Origin of the sequence: Cyclobacterium qasimii M12-11B, from assembly GCF_000427295.1 — a bacterium.
In the GTDB taxonomy this organism is placed as follows: Bacteria; Bacteroidota; Bacteroidia; order Cytophagales; family Cyclobacteriaceae; genus Cyclobacterium; species Cyclobacterium qasimii.
Genome location: NZ_ATNM01000143.1, coordinates 1 through 18256, shown reverse-complemented (window position 1 = coordinate 18256; position 18256 = coordinate 1). Strand labels below are relative to the sequence as shown.

The following is an 18256-nucleotide window of genomic DNA, read 5'->3' as shown; positions in this document are numbered from 1 at the left end:
TCAAATAGTGATTGTTATTAATGGGGAATAGAGGCACTATTCCCCATTTTTATTTTTTTAGGTTGAGAGATATGCGAAGTGAAAGAATAGGTTTTTCACCAAAAATGGACGTTGTTTTAGTTAAAGATTTTGGCCTTTCTACAATTGTTTTTATTAAGTCTCATTTTGTGAATTATTGAGATGGTAATAAGATGGAGGAAAAGGAAATATCGCAAATAAATGAGAAGCAAATCGTAAAAAATACCTTGAATTTCGCAATGGATTAATAAAGCCTGTCCCTAGCTCATTGCTAAGTAATTTGATCACATTATAGTAAGTCATTTGCTTAACTGGGATTTAGTCCAGAATAGCAATAGGATTTGTAATCAGTCCTAAGGTAAAACCCCCTCTAAATTGGCTTTCCCTAAAAGACTGACAATATGCCAGAAACGCATTGACCTTAAGCGTAATGATCGACTGATTTTCAATTGAATCCATCACTCCTGATGAAAAAGTCTGGATCGGTTATTGCAACCATTTATACGAAATACCCGGTAAAACTTTATAATTAGCAATCTTCATTGATGCTTTTATAAACCGCAACGGGAAGTCTAAATACCTGACATTCAAAATGTAATAAATAGGTAAGAGTTGTTAATTTTTGTGTACCTTATACAGGTGTAATAGGTAGGTGCCTTCGTTTTATTGGGGATAGAAGGCCTAATATCGTTTTATTTGCTTCCCTGTGAAAGCGCATTTTATCCTAATATTTGCTTTCACTCCATTGTCAACATAAAACGCTTTATTATGGGAAAATATCTAGCAAAGGAGTTACGCATTTCCAATAAAGAACTTGTTTTCCAAATAAAGGAAAAAGAAAAACGAGCTTCGGAACTTATAGATTTAAATGAAAAACTTTTTAAATCTGAATCGAATTTAAATAAAGCCAACCGTCTTTTTCTTTTATCAGCCATATTAATAAAACCATTACAAGAGTAAATGACCAGCAAACTTTATTAAACGAAGCTTGTAGGATAGCTGTTGAGATCGGCGATTTCAAAATGGCCTGGATTGGGATGGCAGACAACCCGAATCATAAGGTTAAACTAGTCGCAAGTCATGGGACAACAAAAGAAGATATAAAGCTACTTTCTGACGAGGAATATCATATAGATGATTTGTCAAAAGCCGATTTGCAGGAATCGGAGTATCTTACAGTTCCAAATATTCAGGAGGAAGAACATGACCGCTGGAATGAATATGCCGGTGCACGTGGTTTTATATCTGCCATTTCACTCCGGATAAAAAAAGCAGGAATGGTGATTGGCACCTTTAATATGTATTCGGCAGAAACAAATTTATTTTCTGAAAAGGAAATTAAAATGCTCAAGGAGGTCGTAGACGATATATCCTTTGGAATTGATCTTTTTGAAAAAGAGGAGGCCCATAAAAACACTTTAAAACTAGTAGCAGAGAATGAATTGCGGTTTCGCGCGCTGATTGAAAACAGCCCGGATATGAAAACCCTAATTACCAAAGAAGGCAAAGTATATTATTGTAGCCCCTCTGTAAAAAAATCGCTTGGATATACATTTGAAGAATACCTTGAACTTAATCGACAAGATTTAATTCATCCAGAAGATCTTTTGGAGTATTTGGAAAATTGGGATAATATACTGCATTTGCCTGGTCAATCCTTTTACTTTCGACAAAGGCGCCTGCATAAAAATGGAAATTGGGTATGGTGTGAAGGAAGTGTTACCAATATGCTTGAGCAAGATGCCATTAAGGCATTGGTGTCAAACTTCAGAGACATTTCTGAAAAAAGGGATGCGGAAAAACTGCATGAATTTGATATAAATAACCTTAAAGCATTAAATGATAGCACCTTTGATTTGATGTGGAGTGTAGATTTGGATTTTAAATTGATCACCTCCAACAATTCGTTTGATAAAATGATTGAGCGTAATTTTGGTGACAAAATCCCCAAAGGAGGCAGCATACTTTTAGCAGCATATGCTCCAGAAAGGCTCAATCATTATAAAAAGCAATACAAAAGAGCATTTTCGGGAGAAGTTTTTGTGGAGGCAGAGCATAGTTTTTTTCCTGTTGAAGCTTGGTCTGAAATCTTCTATTACCCTATAAGGAAAGGAAATGAAATAATAGGCACAGCCTGCTACTCCCGTGACATTACCAATATAAAAAAGGCGGAGAATGAACTTCGCAAGAGTAAGGAGTTTAACAGCGGCGTTATTAACGCACTAAGTGCCCATATCGCTGTTTTAGATGCTTTGGGCTTTATAGTTGCAGTAAATGACTCATGGAAAAAATTTGCAATTGATAAAGGGGATATCGATTTTCTACACGCCGAAATAGGAAGTAATTATTTTAAGGTTTGTTTGAAATCCGCGGAATCCGGGTATGCAATTGCGGCAGAAGTGTTAATGGGGATTAGGGAAGTGTTAGAAGAAAAAAGAAAGGATTTCTATCTTGAATACCCTTGCCATTCTCCTAAGGAGCAACGTTGGTTTGGGATGCATGTGAAGCGATTTGAAATGGACGAAGCATTGGTAGTGATTGCTCACCAGGAAATTACGGAACGAAAACTTGCTGAAAACAAGCTTATAATTACCAATAATCAACGAAAACGTGCCCTTAGGGAGCTGTTTAAAATAATGGATTCATCACTAGATGTAATTTGTGCTGTGGACGCCCAGGGTAGATTTTTAAAAGTGAGTGCTGCAAGCGAAGCCGTTTGGGGATATAAGCCTAAGGAACTTATTGGCAAACCTCTCATCAATTTTGTTTATGGACAAGACGATGAAAAAACACAACTAACAGCCGCGAGTTTGATGGAGGGTAACCACCTTGGTCTTTTTGAGAACCGCTATGTACGAAAAGATGGTTCACTGGTTCCCATCGAATGGTCTGCCCGCTGGGACATAAAAGATCAGGTAAGGTATGGAATTGCAAGAGATGTTACAGAGAAGAAAAGATTAGAAAATGCTTTTGTAATTGAGCGACAGCAATTCTTTGATTTGTTCTCTAAGGCCCCCTCTAGCATGGGCGTATTAAGCGGTCCCAATCACCTATTTGTGATGGCCAATCCACCTTTCTTACAAACGATTGGTAAAGTGGATGTCATTGGTAAATCTGTATTGGAGATGTTGCCTGAAGTCTTAGATCAGGGGTACATTGCTATTTTAGATAAAGTTTATCAAACAGGTAATGCTTTTTCTGCTAATGAAATGCTGATTAAGTTAGATGTAGAAAATAAAGGTGAACTTGTTGATAAGTATTTAAATATTTTATTTCAACCTCACCGAGGAGCCGATGATAAAGTGGATGGTATTCTTTTCTTTACTGTAAATGTGTCAGAACAAGTGCTATCACGAAAAACCATAGAGGAAAGTGAAGCGAGGTTAAATGAAGCCCAGGCACTTTCTCATATAAGTAACTGGGGGATAGATTTAGTTACTGGAATACACACCTGGTCAGCAGAATTTTATGCTATTTTCGGGATCAAACATGGAGATTTGGAACCTTCGGTTGCAGGTTATTTATCCTTTATTCATCCTGAAGATGCTGAGGATGTTAAACAGATAATTCAAAAAACTTTAGAGGATTATGAAGCAGCACATTTTTATTCCAGAATTATTACAAAGGATGGGCTTACAAAATACATTTACAGTGAATGGGATTTTGAATTTGACAAAAATGGTAATCCGCTTCGCTTTTTTGGGGTTTTGCAAGATATAACAGAGCACAAACTTATTGAGGAAAAAATAATAGAAAGCGAAGCTAAATTAAAGGCTGCACAGGCAATAGCCCATATCGGTAGTTGGGAATTGGATTTTGAAACCAAGGACCTAATCTTATCTGATGAAGGAGCCCGGCTGTTTGGACTCCCAGCTAATCAACACGAATTGTCATCTGAAGATTGGGTAGATTTTGCACATCCTGATGATAGAAAGATGATACAAAATAAAATTGAAAAATCACTTTTGAGCCTGTCTCCTACATCCTTTGATCATAGGATTGTTCGTAAAGATGGAACAGTTAAACATATTCATTCAGAAAGTAAATTCCGCTTTGATATTGATGGCAAGCCCAGTGGGATTAATGGCACCATGCAGGATGTGACAAAAAGCTTTAAATCAGCAGAAAAACTGAAACACAGTGAAAGGCGTTTCCGTGAATTTTTTAAATCTGCACCCGAAAGCATTGTTGTAATTGATACAACGACCATGACTTTTGTCAAATACAATGAGAATGCACTTGAGCTACTGAAATATTCTGCCAAAGAACTTATGAAGAAAGGGCCTGCTGACATAAGTCCTATGTTTCAGTCAGATGGACGATCCTCAAAGAGTAAGGGAAGAGATTTGATATCGAAAGCGGTTAAGGGTAAAAAGACAGTTTTTGAATGGGTGTTAATTGATGGGAATGGAAAGGAATTTACAAGTGAAGTGCGCCTCGCTTCTTTATCAAATGTTAACGGTCCCTTGTTAATTGTCAATTTTGCTGACATTACCCAGAGAAAAGAAAATGAAAAGGGGATGGTAGCCATCACCTCGGATCTTATGCAAAGAAACAAAGACCTGGAACAGTTCACTTATATTGTCTCGCACAATCTGCGAGCACCGGTAGCCAATATTATGGGGCTTTCAGAGGCATTGCGGACGATAGACCTGGAGGAGGCTGAAAGAGAAGAGTTGATGGATGGTCTTTCTGTATCTGTGGTCAAGCTCAATGGAGTGATTTTTGACCTCAACAATATTTTACAGCTTAAAAACAACCTATCAGAAAAAAGAGAGCGCGTTTCTTTTTCAGATCTGATTGAAAATATCCAGTTAAGTATCAACGATCAGATAATAAAGCAGGATGTTCTGATTCGAACAGATTTCTCAGAAGTAGGTACAATGATGACTTTAAAGAGCTATCTCTACAGTATCTTTTACAATCTTATCTCCAATAGTATTAAATTCAGGCAACCTAATCAATCTCCTTCCATTGCAATTAAAAGTTTTAAATTTAAAATAAAATTGAAATTCACTTTTCGGACAATGGTCTGGGCATAAATATGAAGAAGGAAGCTGACCAGATTTTTGGTTTATACAAACGATTTCATGAAGATACTGAAGGGAGAGGGATTGGACTATTTATGACAAAAACACAGGTAGAAACTTTAGGAGGGAAAATCAAAATAGAAAGTGAAGTAAATAAAGGTACCTCGTTTATTATTCAATTTCCGATATGAATTCAGGACGTTTTATTCTAATTGATAATGATGCAGTGAACAACTTCCTTTGTAAGCTTTATATCAAGCGGGTATCGCCAGAAATAGAAATAGTAGATTTCATATTGGCTAAGGAATGTTTTCGATATTTGGAGGAAGCCTATTCCAATAATTCGCCAAAGCCAACTGTTTTGTTTTTGGATATTATTATGCCAATTATGAGTGGATGGGATTTTCTTGAAAATTTCAATTTACTTGACCAAAAAATTAAAGACCAAATTACGATTTACATTCTTTCGTCTTCAGTAGATAGCAAGGATATAGATTTTTCAGCCAATAATAAGTATATTAAGGAATACCTTGTAAAACCCATCACCCTAAAGGCAATAGAAACAGTATACAAGGAAAATAATTTTGCTAGTTGAGATTTCATTGACGCCCTCTCATAATAGAAGTGCTATTGTGATTTTTGGGATTAAGGAATAGTAACCCTTGGTATTCATTATAGAATCAGGTTAATTTATTCTTTTTTGTGGAATAACATGTTAAAAACAATTAATTCAATATAAATGTAAAAATAAGGAAAGGTTCCCCTTATTAAATTTTATTTTTACCTGATATTTTATAATATTGTTTTACTTTGAAAATAGCTAATTGCTGTCTTCTTACCAAAGATAAAAATCACCTATGGACAAAAATGAAATGTATATAATTGCCATAGGAGCCTCAGCCGGTGGTATGGAGGCGATTCATTTGCTTTTTGACCATACACCCGAAGACGGTGTGTCTTATGTGATTATCCAACACCTTTCTCCAGATCACAGAAGCTTTATGGCAGAACTACTTGCCAAACATAGCAAATTAAAAATTTTTGTGGCTGAGAATGATATGGACATTAAGCCAAATTGCGTTTATTTGATGCCCAAGGGTAAAAATATGACCATCCAGCATCGGAGGTTAATAATGACAGATAGCTATGCCATTCAACCCAATATGGCCATAGATATATTTTTAAATTCATTGGCAGAAGATCAACGTGATAAAAGTATTGCTGTTATCCTCTCAGGTGCGGGCTCCGATGGAACAAAAGGAATAGCCGCCATAAAAAAATTCGGAGGAATGGTGATTGTGCAGGACCCTGTTAGCGCTAAATTTAACGGTATGCCTACAAGCGCAATTCAGTCAGGTAATGCTGATGTAATTCTTGCGCCAGAGTTAATTCCTAATGAGATCATTGCTTATTTGAAAAGGGATCAGTTGGTTAACAATTTTGTGGAATTGACTGACAATGATGTTTTGGCTTTGGACGATATTCTTGACCTTATCGAGCAACAAACACCACTGGATTTTACCGATTATAAGCGCCCAACCATTTTAAGAAGGATAGCCATACAAATGGCTTACCATAAGGTGACAACCCTGGAAGCCTATTTGGTATTTTTAAAAGCGAATCCACCCGAAATAGCTATACTGGCACAACAATTTCTAATTAGTGTTACTAAATTTTTTAGAGATAAAGAAGCCTTTGAAATATTAAGTGAGAAGGTTATTCCAGAAATTATCCAAAGTAAATTGGTTGTGGATTCGCTGAAGGTTTGGGTGGTAGGATGCGCTACTGGTGAAGAGGCCTATTCTATGGCTATATTGATAAGGGAACACCTGACCTTACTCAAAAAAGATCTTGAGGTGAAAATTTTTGCAAGTGATATAGACAAATCGGCACTGCGTCATGCGTCTAAGGGAGTATATGCCGCCTCAATAGCCTCCGATGTATCTGAAGAGCGGTTGGATAAGTTTTTTATTAAAAACGAAAATACGTATACAGTACGGGGCAATATAAGGAAAATGGTTATTTTTGCGGACCATGACATTGTGAAACAGCCTCCTTATGGAAAAATAGATTTGATTAGCTGTCGGAATTTGTTGATCTATATGAATCCTATTTTGCAAAAGAGGATTCTGGCCTCCATTCATTTCTGCCTTAATTTGGGTGGGTATTTATTTATTGGTCCCAGTGAAAGCCTGGGAGAATTGAAAAAATCTTTCCAGGAGATAGATAAGAAATGGAAAATTTATAAAAGTAGGGCGCCAGCCCTTAATTTAAGAGACACCACTTATAATACCCCTGCCTTGAATCCTCAAAGGGTAAACCCGGCACTTGATTCAAGGAGGCCAAAAGCGGTGCTAGCAAACATTCTATCTGAAAGCATCAATCAAACATTTCTGGAGGTGTCTGGTTATGAGGCAGCTATTTGTGTGGACAGCGATTTTATGATTGTCCAATCTTTAGGCAACTACGAAAAATACCTGCTCCCCAAACTTTTTAATTTTAATTTACTTGAAATGTTACCGGAGGAACTTTCTATAGCTACTTCAACCACTTTGAGGAAGTCCCAGGAAATAAACAAGAAGGTGCTTTTAAAAGAGGTTAAATTTAAAAAAGACAAAACAACACAATCGGTAAATGTTTTTGTAGTTCCCATTTCGGCTGATCCTACTTTAATAAATGCTGTTAGTCTAGTGCTATTTAGTGAGGGAATAGAGACAAATGAGGATGAAAATGAGGCTGAACACTTTCAAATTGAAAAACATACACAAAGCTACCTGGGAGATTTGAGAATTGAACTTGCAGAAACGAAGCGGCAACTCAAATTGGCAAATGATTCCCTCGATGTTTCCCAAGACAATATTTCCTCTTACGGAGAAGAATTAATATCGAGCAATGAGGAGATGCAAAGTACCAATGAGGAACTTCAATCTGTAAATGAAGAATTGCAAACAGTTAATAACGAATACCAGTTTAAAATTAAGGAGCTGGCCGAACTGAATGATGATTTAAACAATTATTTTAAAAGCACTACAATCGGTCAACTCTTTGTTGATAAGAAGCTTGTCGTAAGGAAATTCACACCCTCATCCGTAAAACACGTTAACCTTAAAGAAAGTGATGTGGGGAGGTCACTTAGTGATATTTCCACCAATATAAAGTTTGCTAATCTGCTAGAGGACATAAATGAAGTAATTGCCACCTCCAAAGTATGCGATAAGGAAATTCAAACTGTAGACGATAGGTGGTATCAAATGATCATAATGCCATATGTCCGGCAACAGGACAATCAAAATGATGGTGTTGTCATTACCTTTAATGACATAACTGAATTAAAAATGGTGCAGGAAAAACTTTACAAGATCAATGAAGACCAGGGCAATTTTATTTATTCTGCTTCCCATGATCTGAAAAGCCCGCTTGCCAATATCAGTGGGCTTATTGATTTTTTAAAAGAAGCGCATGATCCGGAAGGCATAAGTGTAAATGAAATAGCTGATTTGATCGGTGTAGCAATATCCAAACTCAAAGAAACAATTAATGAGCTATCAGTTATCGTTAGAATTGAAAATGAAATCAATGAAGTTGAGTTAATAAACGTAAACAAGCTATTTGAAGAAGTAAAGTTAAGTATTAAGGACAAACTTACTGAAGCCAAGGGAAAAATAAATATTGACTTACAGGTGCCAGAAATTACATTCTCTAAAAAGAATTTGAGAAGCATTATTTTCAATTTATTGAGCAATTCACTGAAATACAGGTCTCCTGACCGTGATCTTGAATTGACCATTAAAACAGAACAATCGGACGAGTATATAATTTTATCAGTTCAGGACAATGGTTTGGGGCTTGACCCAAATAATATAAATGATATTTTTTTGAAGTTCAGCCGCAAACACAATCATGTGGAAGGAAGTGGAATAGGCCTTTACTTGGTAGATCGAATAATAACCAATTCCGGAGGGAAAATTGAGGTGGAAAGTGAATTGGGAAAGGGTACGATTTTTAAGGTGTATTTCAAGCAATAAATCGTTCCTGAAACGATTTAGTCCGTTTTTAAGGTGATCTTGCCTCGGACTCATGTTATGTAAATATTGCTATTAAAAAAGCTTGTGATTATCGATCAATGATTATCCAATTCATTGAGGGTTATTGTTTTATTTAACCGAAAGGTTGCTTTTTAATAATTGTTTAGAGACTGTAAGCTTTACAATGTGATTTATCAATTTCTTCAAATCCCAGTTAAACAAAATAAGGCATAAATAGCCAAAATCAATTTAATATAACTGGCTATCCCCAAAACATCGCATTAAAATAATATTGAGCCCAAAAAAATAAATTGGGTCACTTTTTAATCATATTTTGGCTATTTTGGGTACTAAAGAAGCCAGTGCCAATTTGATTCCTCAAAATTAATTGTTCCAGCCATAGTTGAATTAATTCTGTAGCTCTTTTGGGTAAAGCTTTTTATAAAATTCAGATATTTCATTAAGAAAAACACCAATAACGACCACTTTATTATGATTGAGAGAAAGTTTAACATATTGAAATTAAAGCAAAAGCTTTTCACTGGGCTTCCAGTTTCTTGTTTTTTAATGTTGTTTCTATTAATGGGGATGGGGAAGCTATCCGCTCAAGGAACAAATGCCGATAAGGAGTTTAGAGCAGGTGCCGCCCTAAGTGTAATTACACCAAAAATTGGCACCTCAATAAACGGTAATTTTCAGGAAGGTTTTACGCAAAATATTCATGATGATACCCATGCCAGAGGATTGGTATTGGATGATGGGCAAACCAAAATTGCCATTGTAACCCTGGACCTTTGCATGGTCTACAGGGAAACATTAGACAAGGCTAAAAAGAGAGCTGCAGAATATACTGACATCCCTGTAGAAAACATGTTGATTTCAGCGATCCATACCCATTCTGGAGGCACAGCTTGCGCTGTGTTCGGCAGTACTCCTGATCCTGACTACCTGGTCTTTTTGGAAGAGCGAGCTGCTGATGCCATCATCAGGGCCAATAACAACCTGGAGCCGGCGAAAATTGGTTGGGGAGTAGGTCACGAACCGAGTGAAGTATTTAACCGACGATGGAAAATGAAAGACGGCATTACTTTTACCAATCCTTTTGGTGGTGAAGATAAAGTAAGAATGAACCCAGGATTTGAAAATCCAGACCTTGTAGGGCCTGCAGGACCAATTGATTCAGAGGTGCCCATTGTTTCTGTTCAATCAATTGATGGTGTCCCCATTGCGATACTTGCTAACTATTCCTTGCATTATGTGGGAGGTACTAAAAGTGGAGATATTTCTGCAGATTATTTCGGAATGTTTGCCAATAGCATTGGTCAAATGATAGGGGCAGACCATAAGAACCCTGGCTTTGTGGGTATCATGACAAATGGTACTAGTGGAGATATCAATAATATTAATTTTGGAGGAACCGCTCCTAAGAAAATGCAACCTTATGAAAAAATGGAGATTGTTGCAAATACTGTAGCAGCTGAGGCTTATAAAGTTTATCAAGACATTACCTACCACGATTGGGTACCATTGGCAAGCGCACAAACGGAAGTGAGACTTGGCGTAAGGAAACCTGATGCAGCGGAATTAAAACGTGCCAAAAAGATTTTAGCCGAAGTTGAAGGAGAGAAATTGCTTAATAGAGATGAGCTTTATGCAAGAGAAACCGTTTTCCTCAATGATTATCCTGATAAAAAGGACCTTATCCTCCAGGCCTTTCAAATAGGTGATTTGGCTATTACAGCAGTTCCCTGTGAAGTTTTTGTTGAGATAGGTTTGGAAATAAAAGAGAAAAGTCCGTTTGGACAAACTTTCAGTATTTCTTTGGCAAATGGTTACAATGGTTATTTACCGACACCTCAACACCATGAATGGGGTGGATACGAAACCTGGAGAGCAAGATCAAGTTACCTGGAAGTAAATGCTTCCAATGTAATTACCTCCAATTTATTAGGACTTTTGGATCAATTGAAATCTTCAGCCATAACTTCAAGGTAAATTACCTGGGAAATAACACCGGATAAAAACGGTGTTATTTCATTCATGCCCCAGCATAACAAAACCACCAAATAGATGTAATTGAGTTACTGCTCTAAATTGGATTACTTCTTTAGCTATTTTAGTACAAACCTTTATACATAAGCCGATAATTTCTTGAAGACCACCACCACTAACAACCTAATCATTATGAGTGAAAAAATGGATAACAAATTGAAATCAAAGCGAAAGCTTGTCTCAGGACTTCCAGTCTCCTGTCTTTTATTGTTGTTTCTAGCATTGGGAATTGGGAGGCTATCCGCACAGGAAACGAAGAGCGATAGGACATTTAAAGGTGGAGCAGCTTTGAGTGTAATCACTCCTAAAGTAGGGACCTCAATAAATGGTAATTTTAAGGATGATACTGTTCGGCATATTCATGATGATACCCATGCCAGAAGCTTGGTTTTAGATGATGGAAACACGAAAATTGCGATGGTCACTTTAGACCTCTGCGTGGTTCATAGGGAGACCCTAGACAATGCCAAAAAAAGGGCCAATAAATTTACTGGAATTCCAATTGAAAACATGTTGATCTCAGCGATCCATACCCACTCAGGGGGTACGGCCTGCTCCGTATGGCAAAGTGAGCCAGATCCGGATTATTTGATCTTTTTGGAGGAACGCACAGCTGATGCCATCATCAGGGCCAATAATAATCTGGAGCCTGCAAGAATTGGATGGGGAGTAGGACAGGAGCCCAGCGAAGTATTTAACCGTCGATGGAAATTGAAAGAGGGCATTACTTTTACCAATCCTTTTGGTGGTGAAGATAAAGTAAGAATGAACCCAGGATTTGAAAATCCAGACCTTGTAGGGCCTGCAGGACCAATTGATTCTGAAGTGCCTATCATTTCCGTTAAGTCCGTTGAGGGTAGAACTATAGCTATTTTAGCCAATTATTCTTTGCATTATGTAGGGGGTACAAAAAGTGGGGAAATATCTGCTGATTATTTTGCAATGTTTGCCAACCGCATTGGAGAATTGGTAGGAGCAGACCGTCAAACACCTGATTTTGTGGGTATCATGACCAATGGTACCAGTGGAGATATTAACAATATCAATTTTGGTGGAAGTGCTCCAAAGCCCATGAAACCGTATGAGAAAATGGCTATCGTTGCCAATACTGTAGCAGCAGAGGCTTACAAGGTTTACCAAGACATTACCTACCACGATTGGGTGCCATTGGCAATTGTTCAAAAGGAAATATCTCTGGGTGTCAGGAAAGCGGATGCCAAAGAATTAAAAAGGGCCAATAATATTTTAGCGGCTGCCAAATCAGATGGTTCATTTTCGAGAGATGAGCTGTATGCTCGTGAAGCTATTTTTCTCAATGACTTTCCGGATCAGAAGCAATTGATTCTTCAAGCTGTTCAAATAGGAGATTTAGCTATAACGGCTGTTCCCTGTGAGGTATTTGTAGAAATAGGCTTAGAGATTAAAGCGAAAAGTCCTTTTAAACAAACTTTTTGCATTTCGCTCGCAAATGGATACAATGGCTATTTACCAACACCAAAACATCATGCTTGGGGTGGTTATGAAACCTGGAGGGCACGGTCCAGTTACCTGGAAGTAAATGCTTCAAATGTGATTACCAGTAATTTACTTGAGCTTTTAGAGCAGTTGAAATCTTCGGCCTTAACTTCAAGATAAGTAATCCGGGAATTACATCGATTAAAAAAGATCTTCTTAAAATCATAAGATAAGTAATACCATTAAACACTAACAATGGCTAAGAATAATAAACTCACCCGAAGAGATGCAATAAAATTAAGTGCTGGAAGTGGAATCGCTTTGGCACTGGGCACTACCAAAGGTTTTTCTGAAACTGCTGCGAAACGAAAAACCTTATACAAGAGGAAAACAAAAAGGAGGGGACCACCTCCTGGCAGTTGACCAGAGTAAGGCCTGACGATAAAAAATACCGATCTGCTCTTATAGAAGGGTATTGTTCCAGACAAAGTATTATGGCTGGAGAAACGTTGGATATCATGGTGTCTGTAGATCCTGAAGAGGATTATCAGATTGATTTTTACCGGACTGGTTATTACAATGGGACTGGTGGCAGGTGGATGAAAAAGACAGGGCCCTTAAAAGGCAAACGTCAAGTAACTCCTACGCCCGGAGACATGAATATCCATGAATGTACCTGGGAGGTTTCCAACAGTTTGACTATCCCTGAAGATTGGTTGAGTGGGGTTTATTTGGGTAAACTCCGCACTTTGCCTAAAAGCCCGAGAGAACCCTACTGGGAGAGTTATATTATTTTTATTGTCAAGGATGAGCGCGAGACGGACCTATTGTTTCAATGCTCCGACAATACCTGGCAGGCGTATAACAAATGGCCTAATAACTATTCCATTTATACTCATCCAAAAGGAAACCAAGGCCCCTGGGCAAAGGTAAGCTTTGATAGGCCTTATGCTCGTCAGGGGCAGTATGAAGGCATTGTAAACGACCCGCTTTCTTTTGGTTCGGGAGAGTTTATTTCTTTTGAAATGCCTTTTGCCTATTTTCTGGAGGAGCATGGATATGATGTGAGTTATTGTTCCAATGTAGATCTATTGACCCCTGATAGAGGGCTCAAAGCCAAAGCTTTTTTAAGCATAGGACATGATGAATATTGGGACATTCGACAGTTTAGAAGTGTAGAGACCCTAAAGGCTAAGGGGGTGAATTTGTTGTTTTTCTCTGGAAATTCTATTTGTTGGGTGACTCCTTATACGGCAAGCGAAGCAGGCCAACCTAACCGTAGAATATTTAGAGGAGGGCCCTATGGTGCCAACAATGATTATGCAGTGTTAAGGGAGAAACTAAATGGTCCTTTTCCTGAAAGAGGACCTGATGAAGGTTTGCTAATGGGAGTGAGGAATACAGAGCCTATTAATGGTGGAGGGGATTGGACAGTGAAAAAACCTGACCACTGGATCTTTAAAGGGACAGGGATGAAGGAAGGAGATACGATTCCAGGCCTTATAGGTTGGGAGTATCATGCCAATGCCGCTGACATTGAAGGGCTGGAGGTTGTTGCTGAAGGATTGGCCTGGCAAGGTGGCGATAACCCTTGTCCTTACCAGTCTGTCATTTACCCAGGACCAAAAGGAAATTTTATTTTTAATGCCGCTACCATTTTCTGGGGGATGGGATTGAGCAGCCCTCCCGGGCATACTTTGCCATGGTCTCATTACAGTAGACCCCACGGACCTGATCCAAGGGTCCAAAAAATCACCCATAATTTGTTAGGAAAAGCCATTAAGTCATAAAAAGGTAGTTCGTTTAATTTTAATTTACCAATAAGAAAATATTTTATCCCATAAATCATGACATCAAAGGCAGGCAATAGCAAAAATGGCCCGGTGCACCGCTTTAAACTTTTAGTCTTCACAGCTGGAATTATACTTTCTGGATTGGCCGTGGCACATAATGTAAATGCACAGCAACCGAGTTTAAAATCTGGAATGATGGAAATTGAAATCACACCATCAGAAGCGGGTTACCCTCATTATAGAGGGCCGAGTACAGGGGCACACGATCCATTGTTTGCTAAAGCAGTGGTATTTGAGCAACAGGACGAAAAAGTGGCTTTAGTGGTAGGAGATCTTTTATGGGTTGAAAGAGACCTGTCCGTAAAGGCGAGGATGCGAATTGAAGCCGAAACCGGCATACCTTTTCAAAACATTATAATAGCGGGAACTCACTCCCATACCAGCCCAGCTTATCATCCCAATATCAGAGAGCTAACAGGGACTCTAAGACCTCCATTTGATCAGCAACATGATACTGGCAAAGAAGATTCCTATCCCCAGGAATTGGAGGATGGTATCGTAAATGCGGTGATTAAAGCATATGAGCAAAGGGAAGAAGTAGTACTGGAAGTGTTTGGTGAAGAAGTAAATGACCTGGCCTTTAACAGGCGGTTTATCATGAAAAATGGAAAGTTGATCACCAATCCAGGTAGACGCAATCCATCTATTAGGGAAGTGGAAGGACCTACAGATCCAGAATTGGCAGTTGTGATGATACAAAGGAAGAAAGACAAACACCCAATAGGGACTGTTTCTAATTTTTCATTGCATGCAGATACCTTTGGTGGAACGGCTTTTAGTGCCGATTACCCAGGGTTTTTGGCCAAGAACCTACAAAGCAACTACCACGAAGATTTTGTATCGCTCTTTGCAGCTGGAGCTTGTGGCAATATCAACCATATAGATGTTTCTGGTACCAAAGAAGAAGTGAAAAGTTCATCAGAAATAGGAGATATCCTCTCCTCGGCAATCTTACAAAAACCCAATAAATTCCAGAAAGTCAATGGGACAGACCTAAAGGCAATAGCTAAAGTCATTTATGTTCCCATCCAACACTTTAATCCTGAGGAATTAGAATGGGCCATTCAGGAAGCTGGGACTTCTCCACTTTATGAAGAAACGGCTTTTTTGGAAAGAAGAAGACGTTTAAAAATCAGGTCTCTTGAGAGAATGAGGAGAACAGAAGCGGTACCACCTGCAATTGGAGACCAACCCTGGAGAATTCCATTGGAGGTGCAGGTGTTTCAAATAAGCGAAGACCTGGCCATTGTAGGGCTTCCTGGCGAGGTGTTTGTAGATTTAGGCTTGGCCATCAAGGAAAATTCTCCTTATAAAAATACCATTGTAGTTGAACTGACTCACAGTCATATCGCTTATGTCCCCACCAAAGAAGCATTTACCCGTGGAGGATATGAAACCATCAATTCAAGACTTGCTCCTGGAGGGGGAGAAATGCTAGCAGATACTGCTATAGCATTGCTGCAGGAAATTCACCAGAAATAATAAAAATTCAGCATGCTGAAAGACCATATAAAAAGCGTTTCCTATGCACGATAAAAGCAAAGTAACATTGGACAGACGAAAGTTCATCGGGACGGTGGCTACAGGAACATTGGGTTTGCTGTCCACATCTGTTTTAGCAATGAATGGAGGGCTTGAAGGAGTTTTGGTTGATCCAAATAAGAATGAAAATTTAGCCAAAGTTGGCGAATACCAATGGCAAATAGGCATTGCCAAAGCCTTGATTACACCTCAAAATGACGTTTGGTTGGCTGGCTATGGTACGAAAAGAGTTGCTTATGGCAAAATCCATGATTTATGGGCCAAAGTAATTGCGCTAAAAGACGCGTCAGGTAAAAGGGTGGTAATGGTAACCACCGATCATATGGGCATGTCCAAAACCATCTATGAGCGTGTTTTCAAGAAGGTAGCGAAACAATTCCATTTGGATCGCTCTCAGTTCATGTTGACTTTTTCGCATAACCATTGTGCGCCCTGTTTGGAAGATGACTTGGTGGACTATTATCCCAGTGATGCCCAACAGAAAAAAGAGGTGAAAGAATATACCTTATGGATGGAGGCGCAGTTGATAGCCGCCATTGATGAAGCACTCAATAACTGGCAAGACTGTGAGTTGTTTTCAGGTGGAGGCAATTGTTCTTTTGCAGTCAATAGGAGGGACAATAAGGAATCGGAAGTACCGGATTTATTAGCCAAAGGCATACCTTTAAAAGGAGCAGTGGACCATGAGGTACCTGTTCTTGTCGCCAAAGGCCCAGGAGGTCATAATTTAGCCTTGCTTTTTGGATATGCCTGTCATCCCACCACATTGGATTTCAACACCTGGTGTGGTGATTATCCTGGTTTTGCGCAGATAGCTTTAGAAAATAAATTCCCAGGGACAGCAGCCATGTTTTTCAATGCCTGTGGAGGAGATCAGAATCCTTTGCCTAGAAGAGAGCTAGCACTGTGTGAGAAATATGGAGACATGCTTTCCACTGCTGTGGAGGAAGCACTAGATAATCCTTTGGAAAAAATTTCTTCCCGGCTAAGCACCTCTTTTAATTTTGTGGACCTGGCCTTTGAAGAAATGGTGACTTTAGAAAAACTAAAACCTATAGCTGCTGGCAAAAGTCCCCTTCAAGCGAGGTGGGCCAAGCGGATGATTGCTAAAATTGAAAACGGTGAAACCTTCGCAACCAGCTATCCCTATCCCACGCAAGCTTGGAAAATGGGGGATGAGCTTTTGTTTTTAGGAATTGGAGGAGAAGCAGTAGTAGATTATTCCCTCAGGTTTAAGAAGGAGTTTCCTGAGAAAACCTGGGTTTGTGGTTATGCGAATTATATGGCAGCCTATATTCCTTCCCAGCGTGTTTGGGAGGAGGGTGGATACGAAGGTGGATCACATCTGGATGAATACGGACACCCAGCTTGGAGATGGCGAGGAGATGTGGAAGACAAGATCGCAGCAAGTGTGCAGCAGCTGGTAAAAGATACAAGGTCTGTGGATTCGTAAAGAGGATGTAATTTAGTCATATCAGCAATATGCCGGCGGCTGAGCGGAGTCGAAGCCATAGGTTAACGTATCCGTCATACCTACTCCTTCGGCTCCGCTCAGGAACCGGGTTTAAACCAGATAACAGGTCTGGGGTTTTTCGTACAGGGATAGGGAAGGTTAGTTTGTCATATGATTTTGATCATCACATCGCAATTGCTAAGAAACGGAAGGAAGCCTGGAGGGCTTCAACAACAATAGCCACGGGAGGAACCCGTGGACATCGAATATTCCAATAATTCCCCAACCCCGGAGCGGGTTGAACGAGTCCTCGTAAGGGTTTGTTCAACACCTTCAGTGTTGAGAGTAGTGTCATTTCTCCTGCCCGTGGGTTGCCACCCACGGCTATTATTGTTCAGACCCTTCAGGTCTGGGGTTTACAATAAAGCAAATGAAAATATTAATCATGACCGTCATTGCGAACCCTTTTGGGTTGGGCTGAATGGGGGAAGGGTGTGGCAATCTCTCGTTATAGCAGATTCACACGGTTTTTAAAGACATTGGATTTTACTAAAGTGAATGTGTTTCCAGAAAATTCATGAGCACAATTAACTGCTAATTCGTATTGAGGTTTAGCAAGCTTGGCAAAGTTATAAAGTCATCGCATTTGCTAAGAAACCGAAGGAAGCCTGGGGGGCTTCAACAACAATAACCACGGGTGGAACCCGTGGACATCGAATACTCCAATAATTTCTCAACCCCGGAGCGGGTTGAACGAGTCCTCGTAAGGGTTTGTTCAACACCTTCAGTGTTGAGAGTAGTGTCATTTCTCCTGCCCGTGGGTTGCGA

11 protein-coding genes are annotated in these 18256 nt (G+C 39.2%); all 11 read left to right on the top strand.

The features are described from left to right. Positions 1-786: 786 nt before the first annotated feature. The 11 genes from ADICYQ_RS18470 to ADICYQ_RS18430 all read left to right on the top strand — a co-directional run bounded on the left by ADICYQ_RS18470 (position 787) and on the right by ADICYQ_RS18430 (position 17428). Complete coding sequence (locus tag ADICYQ_RS18470; RefSeq protein WP_020892023.1) at positions 787-978, top strand: hypothetical protein; 192 nt, start codon at positions 787-789, stop codon at positions 976-978. Continuing rightward, positions 945-5060, top strand: coding sequence for a PAS domain S-box protein (locus tag ADICYQ_RS18465; protein ID WP_316929324.1), 4116 nt, complete (start codon positions 945-947; stop codon positions 5058-5060). The genes ADICYQ_RS18470 and ADICYQ_RS18465 overlap by 34 nt, the downstream gene beginning before the upstream one ends. A gap of 2 nt (positions 5061-5062) precedes the next feature. Beyond that, a complete protein-coding gene (locus ADICYQ_RS26875; protein WP_020892021.1) occupies positions 5063-5239 on the top strand; it encodes an ATP-binding protein in 177 nt (58 codons plus the stop codon). Next, positions 5236-5643 (top strand): response regulator, encoded by a 408-nt coding sequence (locus tag ADICYQ_RS18460; RefSeq protein ID WP_020892020.1) that lies wholly within the window; start codon positions 5236-5238, stop codon positions 5641-5643. The genes ADICYQ_RS26875 and ADICYQ_RS18460 overlap by 4 nt, the downstream gene beginning before the upstream one ends. A 262-nt stretch (positions 5644-5905) precedes the next feature. Continuing rightward, positions 5906-9073, top strand: a complete 3168-nt coding sequence (locus tag ADICYQ_RS18455) for a CheR family methyltransferase (RefSeq protein ID WP_020892019.1) — start codon at positions 5906-5908, stop codon at positions 9071-9073. A 492-nt stretch (positions 9074-9565) separates the two neighbouring features. Continuing rightward, positions 9566-11068 carry a hypothetical protein gene (locus ADICYQ_RS18450; RefSeq protein ID WP_051160277.1) on the top strand — a complete coding sequence of 501 codons (1503 nt, stop codon included), beginning with the start codon at positions 9566-9568 and terminating at the stop codon, positions 11066-11068. 189 nt (positions 11069-11257) lie between these two features. Beyond that, the gene (locus ADICYQ_RS18445) at positions 11258-12760 is read left to right on the top strand and encodes an Alkaline ceramidase domain protein (protein ID WP_020892016.1); all 1503 of its coding nucleotides are present in this window, start codon (positions 11258-11260) and stop codon (positions 12758-12760) included. 75 nt (positions 12761-12835) lie between these two features. Further along, the gene (locus ADICYQ_RS27820; protein ID WP_020892015.1) at positions 12836-13003 is read left to right on the top strand and encodes a twin-arginine translocation signal domain-containing protein; all 168 of its coding nucleotides are present in this window, start codon (positions 12836-12838) and stop codon (positions 13001-13003) included. Then, on the top strand, positions 13000-14370 hold the full coding sequence (locus ADICYQ_RS18440; protein WP_200861907.1) for a N,N-dimethylformamidase beta subunit family domain-containing protein: 1371 nt from the start codon (positions 13000-13002) through the stop codon (positions 14368-14370). The genes ADICYQ_RS27820 and ADICYQ_RS18440 overlap by 4 nt, the downstream gene beginning before the upstream one ends. A 57-nt stretch (positions 14371-14427) precedes the next feature. After that, on the top strand, positions 14428-15915 hold the full coding sequence (locus ADICYQ_RS18435; protein WP_020892013.1) for a neutral/alkaline non-lysosomal ceramidase N-terminal domain-containing protein: 1488 nt from the start codon (positions 14428-14430) through the stop codon (positions 15913-15915). A 43-nt stretch (positions 15916-15958) separates the two neighbouring features. Further along, on the top strand, positions 15959-17428 hold the full coding sequence (locus ADICYQ_RS18430) for a neutral/alkaline non-lysosomal ceramidase N-terminal domain-containing protein (protein WP_081652393.1): 1470 nt from the start codon (positions 15959-15961) through the stop codon (positions 17426-17428). The last annotated feature ends 828 nt before the right edge of the window (positions 17429-18256 follow it).

What these genes read in the sequence shown, in the direction of transcription:
- ADICYQ_RS18460 (WP_020892020.1), top strand. Translation starts at nt 5,236, where the DNA reads ATGAATTCAGGACGTTTTATTCTAATTGATAATGATGCAGTGAACAAC.
- ADICYQ_RS18470 (WP_020892023.1), top strand. Translation starts at nt 787, where the DNA reads ATGGGAAAATATCTAGCAAAGGAGTTACGCATTTCCAATAAAGAACTT.
- ADICYQ_RS18430 (WP_081652393.1), top strand. Translation starts at nt 15,959, where the DNA reads ATGCACGATAAAAGCAAAGTAACATTGGACAGACGAAAGTTCATCGGG.
- ADICYQ_RS27820 (WP_020892015.1), top strand. Translation starts at nt 12,836, where the DNA reads ATGGCTAAGAATAATAAACTCACCCGAAGAGATGCAATAAAATTAAGT.
- ADICYQ_RS18455 (WP_020892019.1), top strand. Translation starts at nt 5,906, where the DNA reads ATGGACAAAAATGAAATGTATATAATTGCCATAGGAGCCTCAGCCGGT.
- ADICYQ_RS18450 (WP_051160277.1), top strand. Translation starts at nt 9,566, where the DNA reads ATGATTGAGAGAAAGTTTAACATATTGAAATTAAAGCAAAAGCTTTTC.
- ADICYQ_RS18435 (WP_020892013.1), top strand. Translation starts at nt 14,428, where the DNA reads ATGACATCAAAGGCAGGCAATAGCAAAAATGGCCCGGTGCACCGCTTT.
- ADICYQ_RS26875 (WP_020892021.1), top strand. Translation starts at nt 5,063, where the DNA reads ATGAAGAAGGAAGCTGACCAGATTTTTGGTTTATACAAACGATTTCAT.
- ADICYQ_RS18445 (WP_020892016.1), top strand. Translation starts at nt 11,258, where the DNA reads ATGAGTGAAAAAATGGATAACAAATTGAAATCAAAGCGAAAGCTTGTC.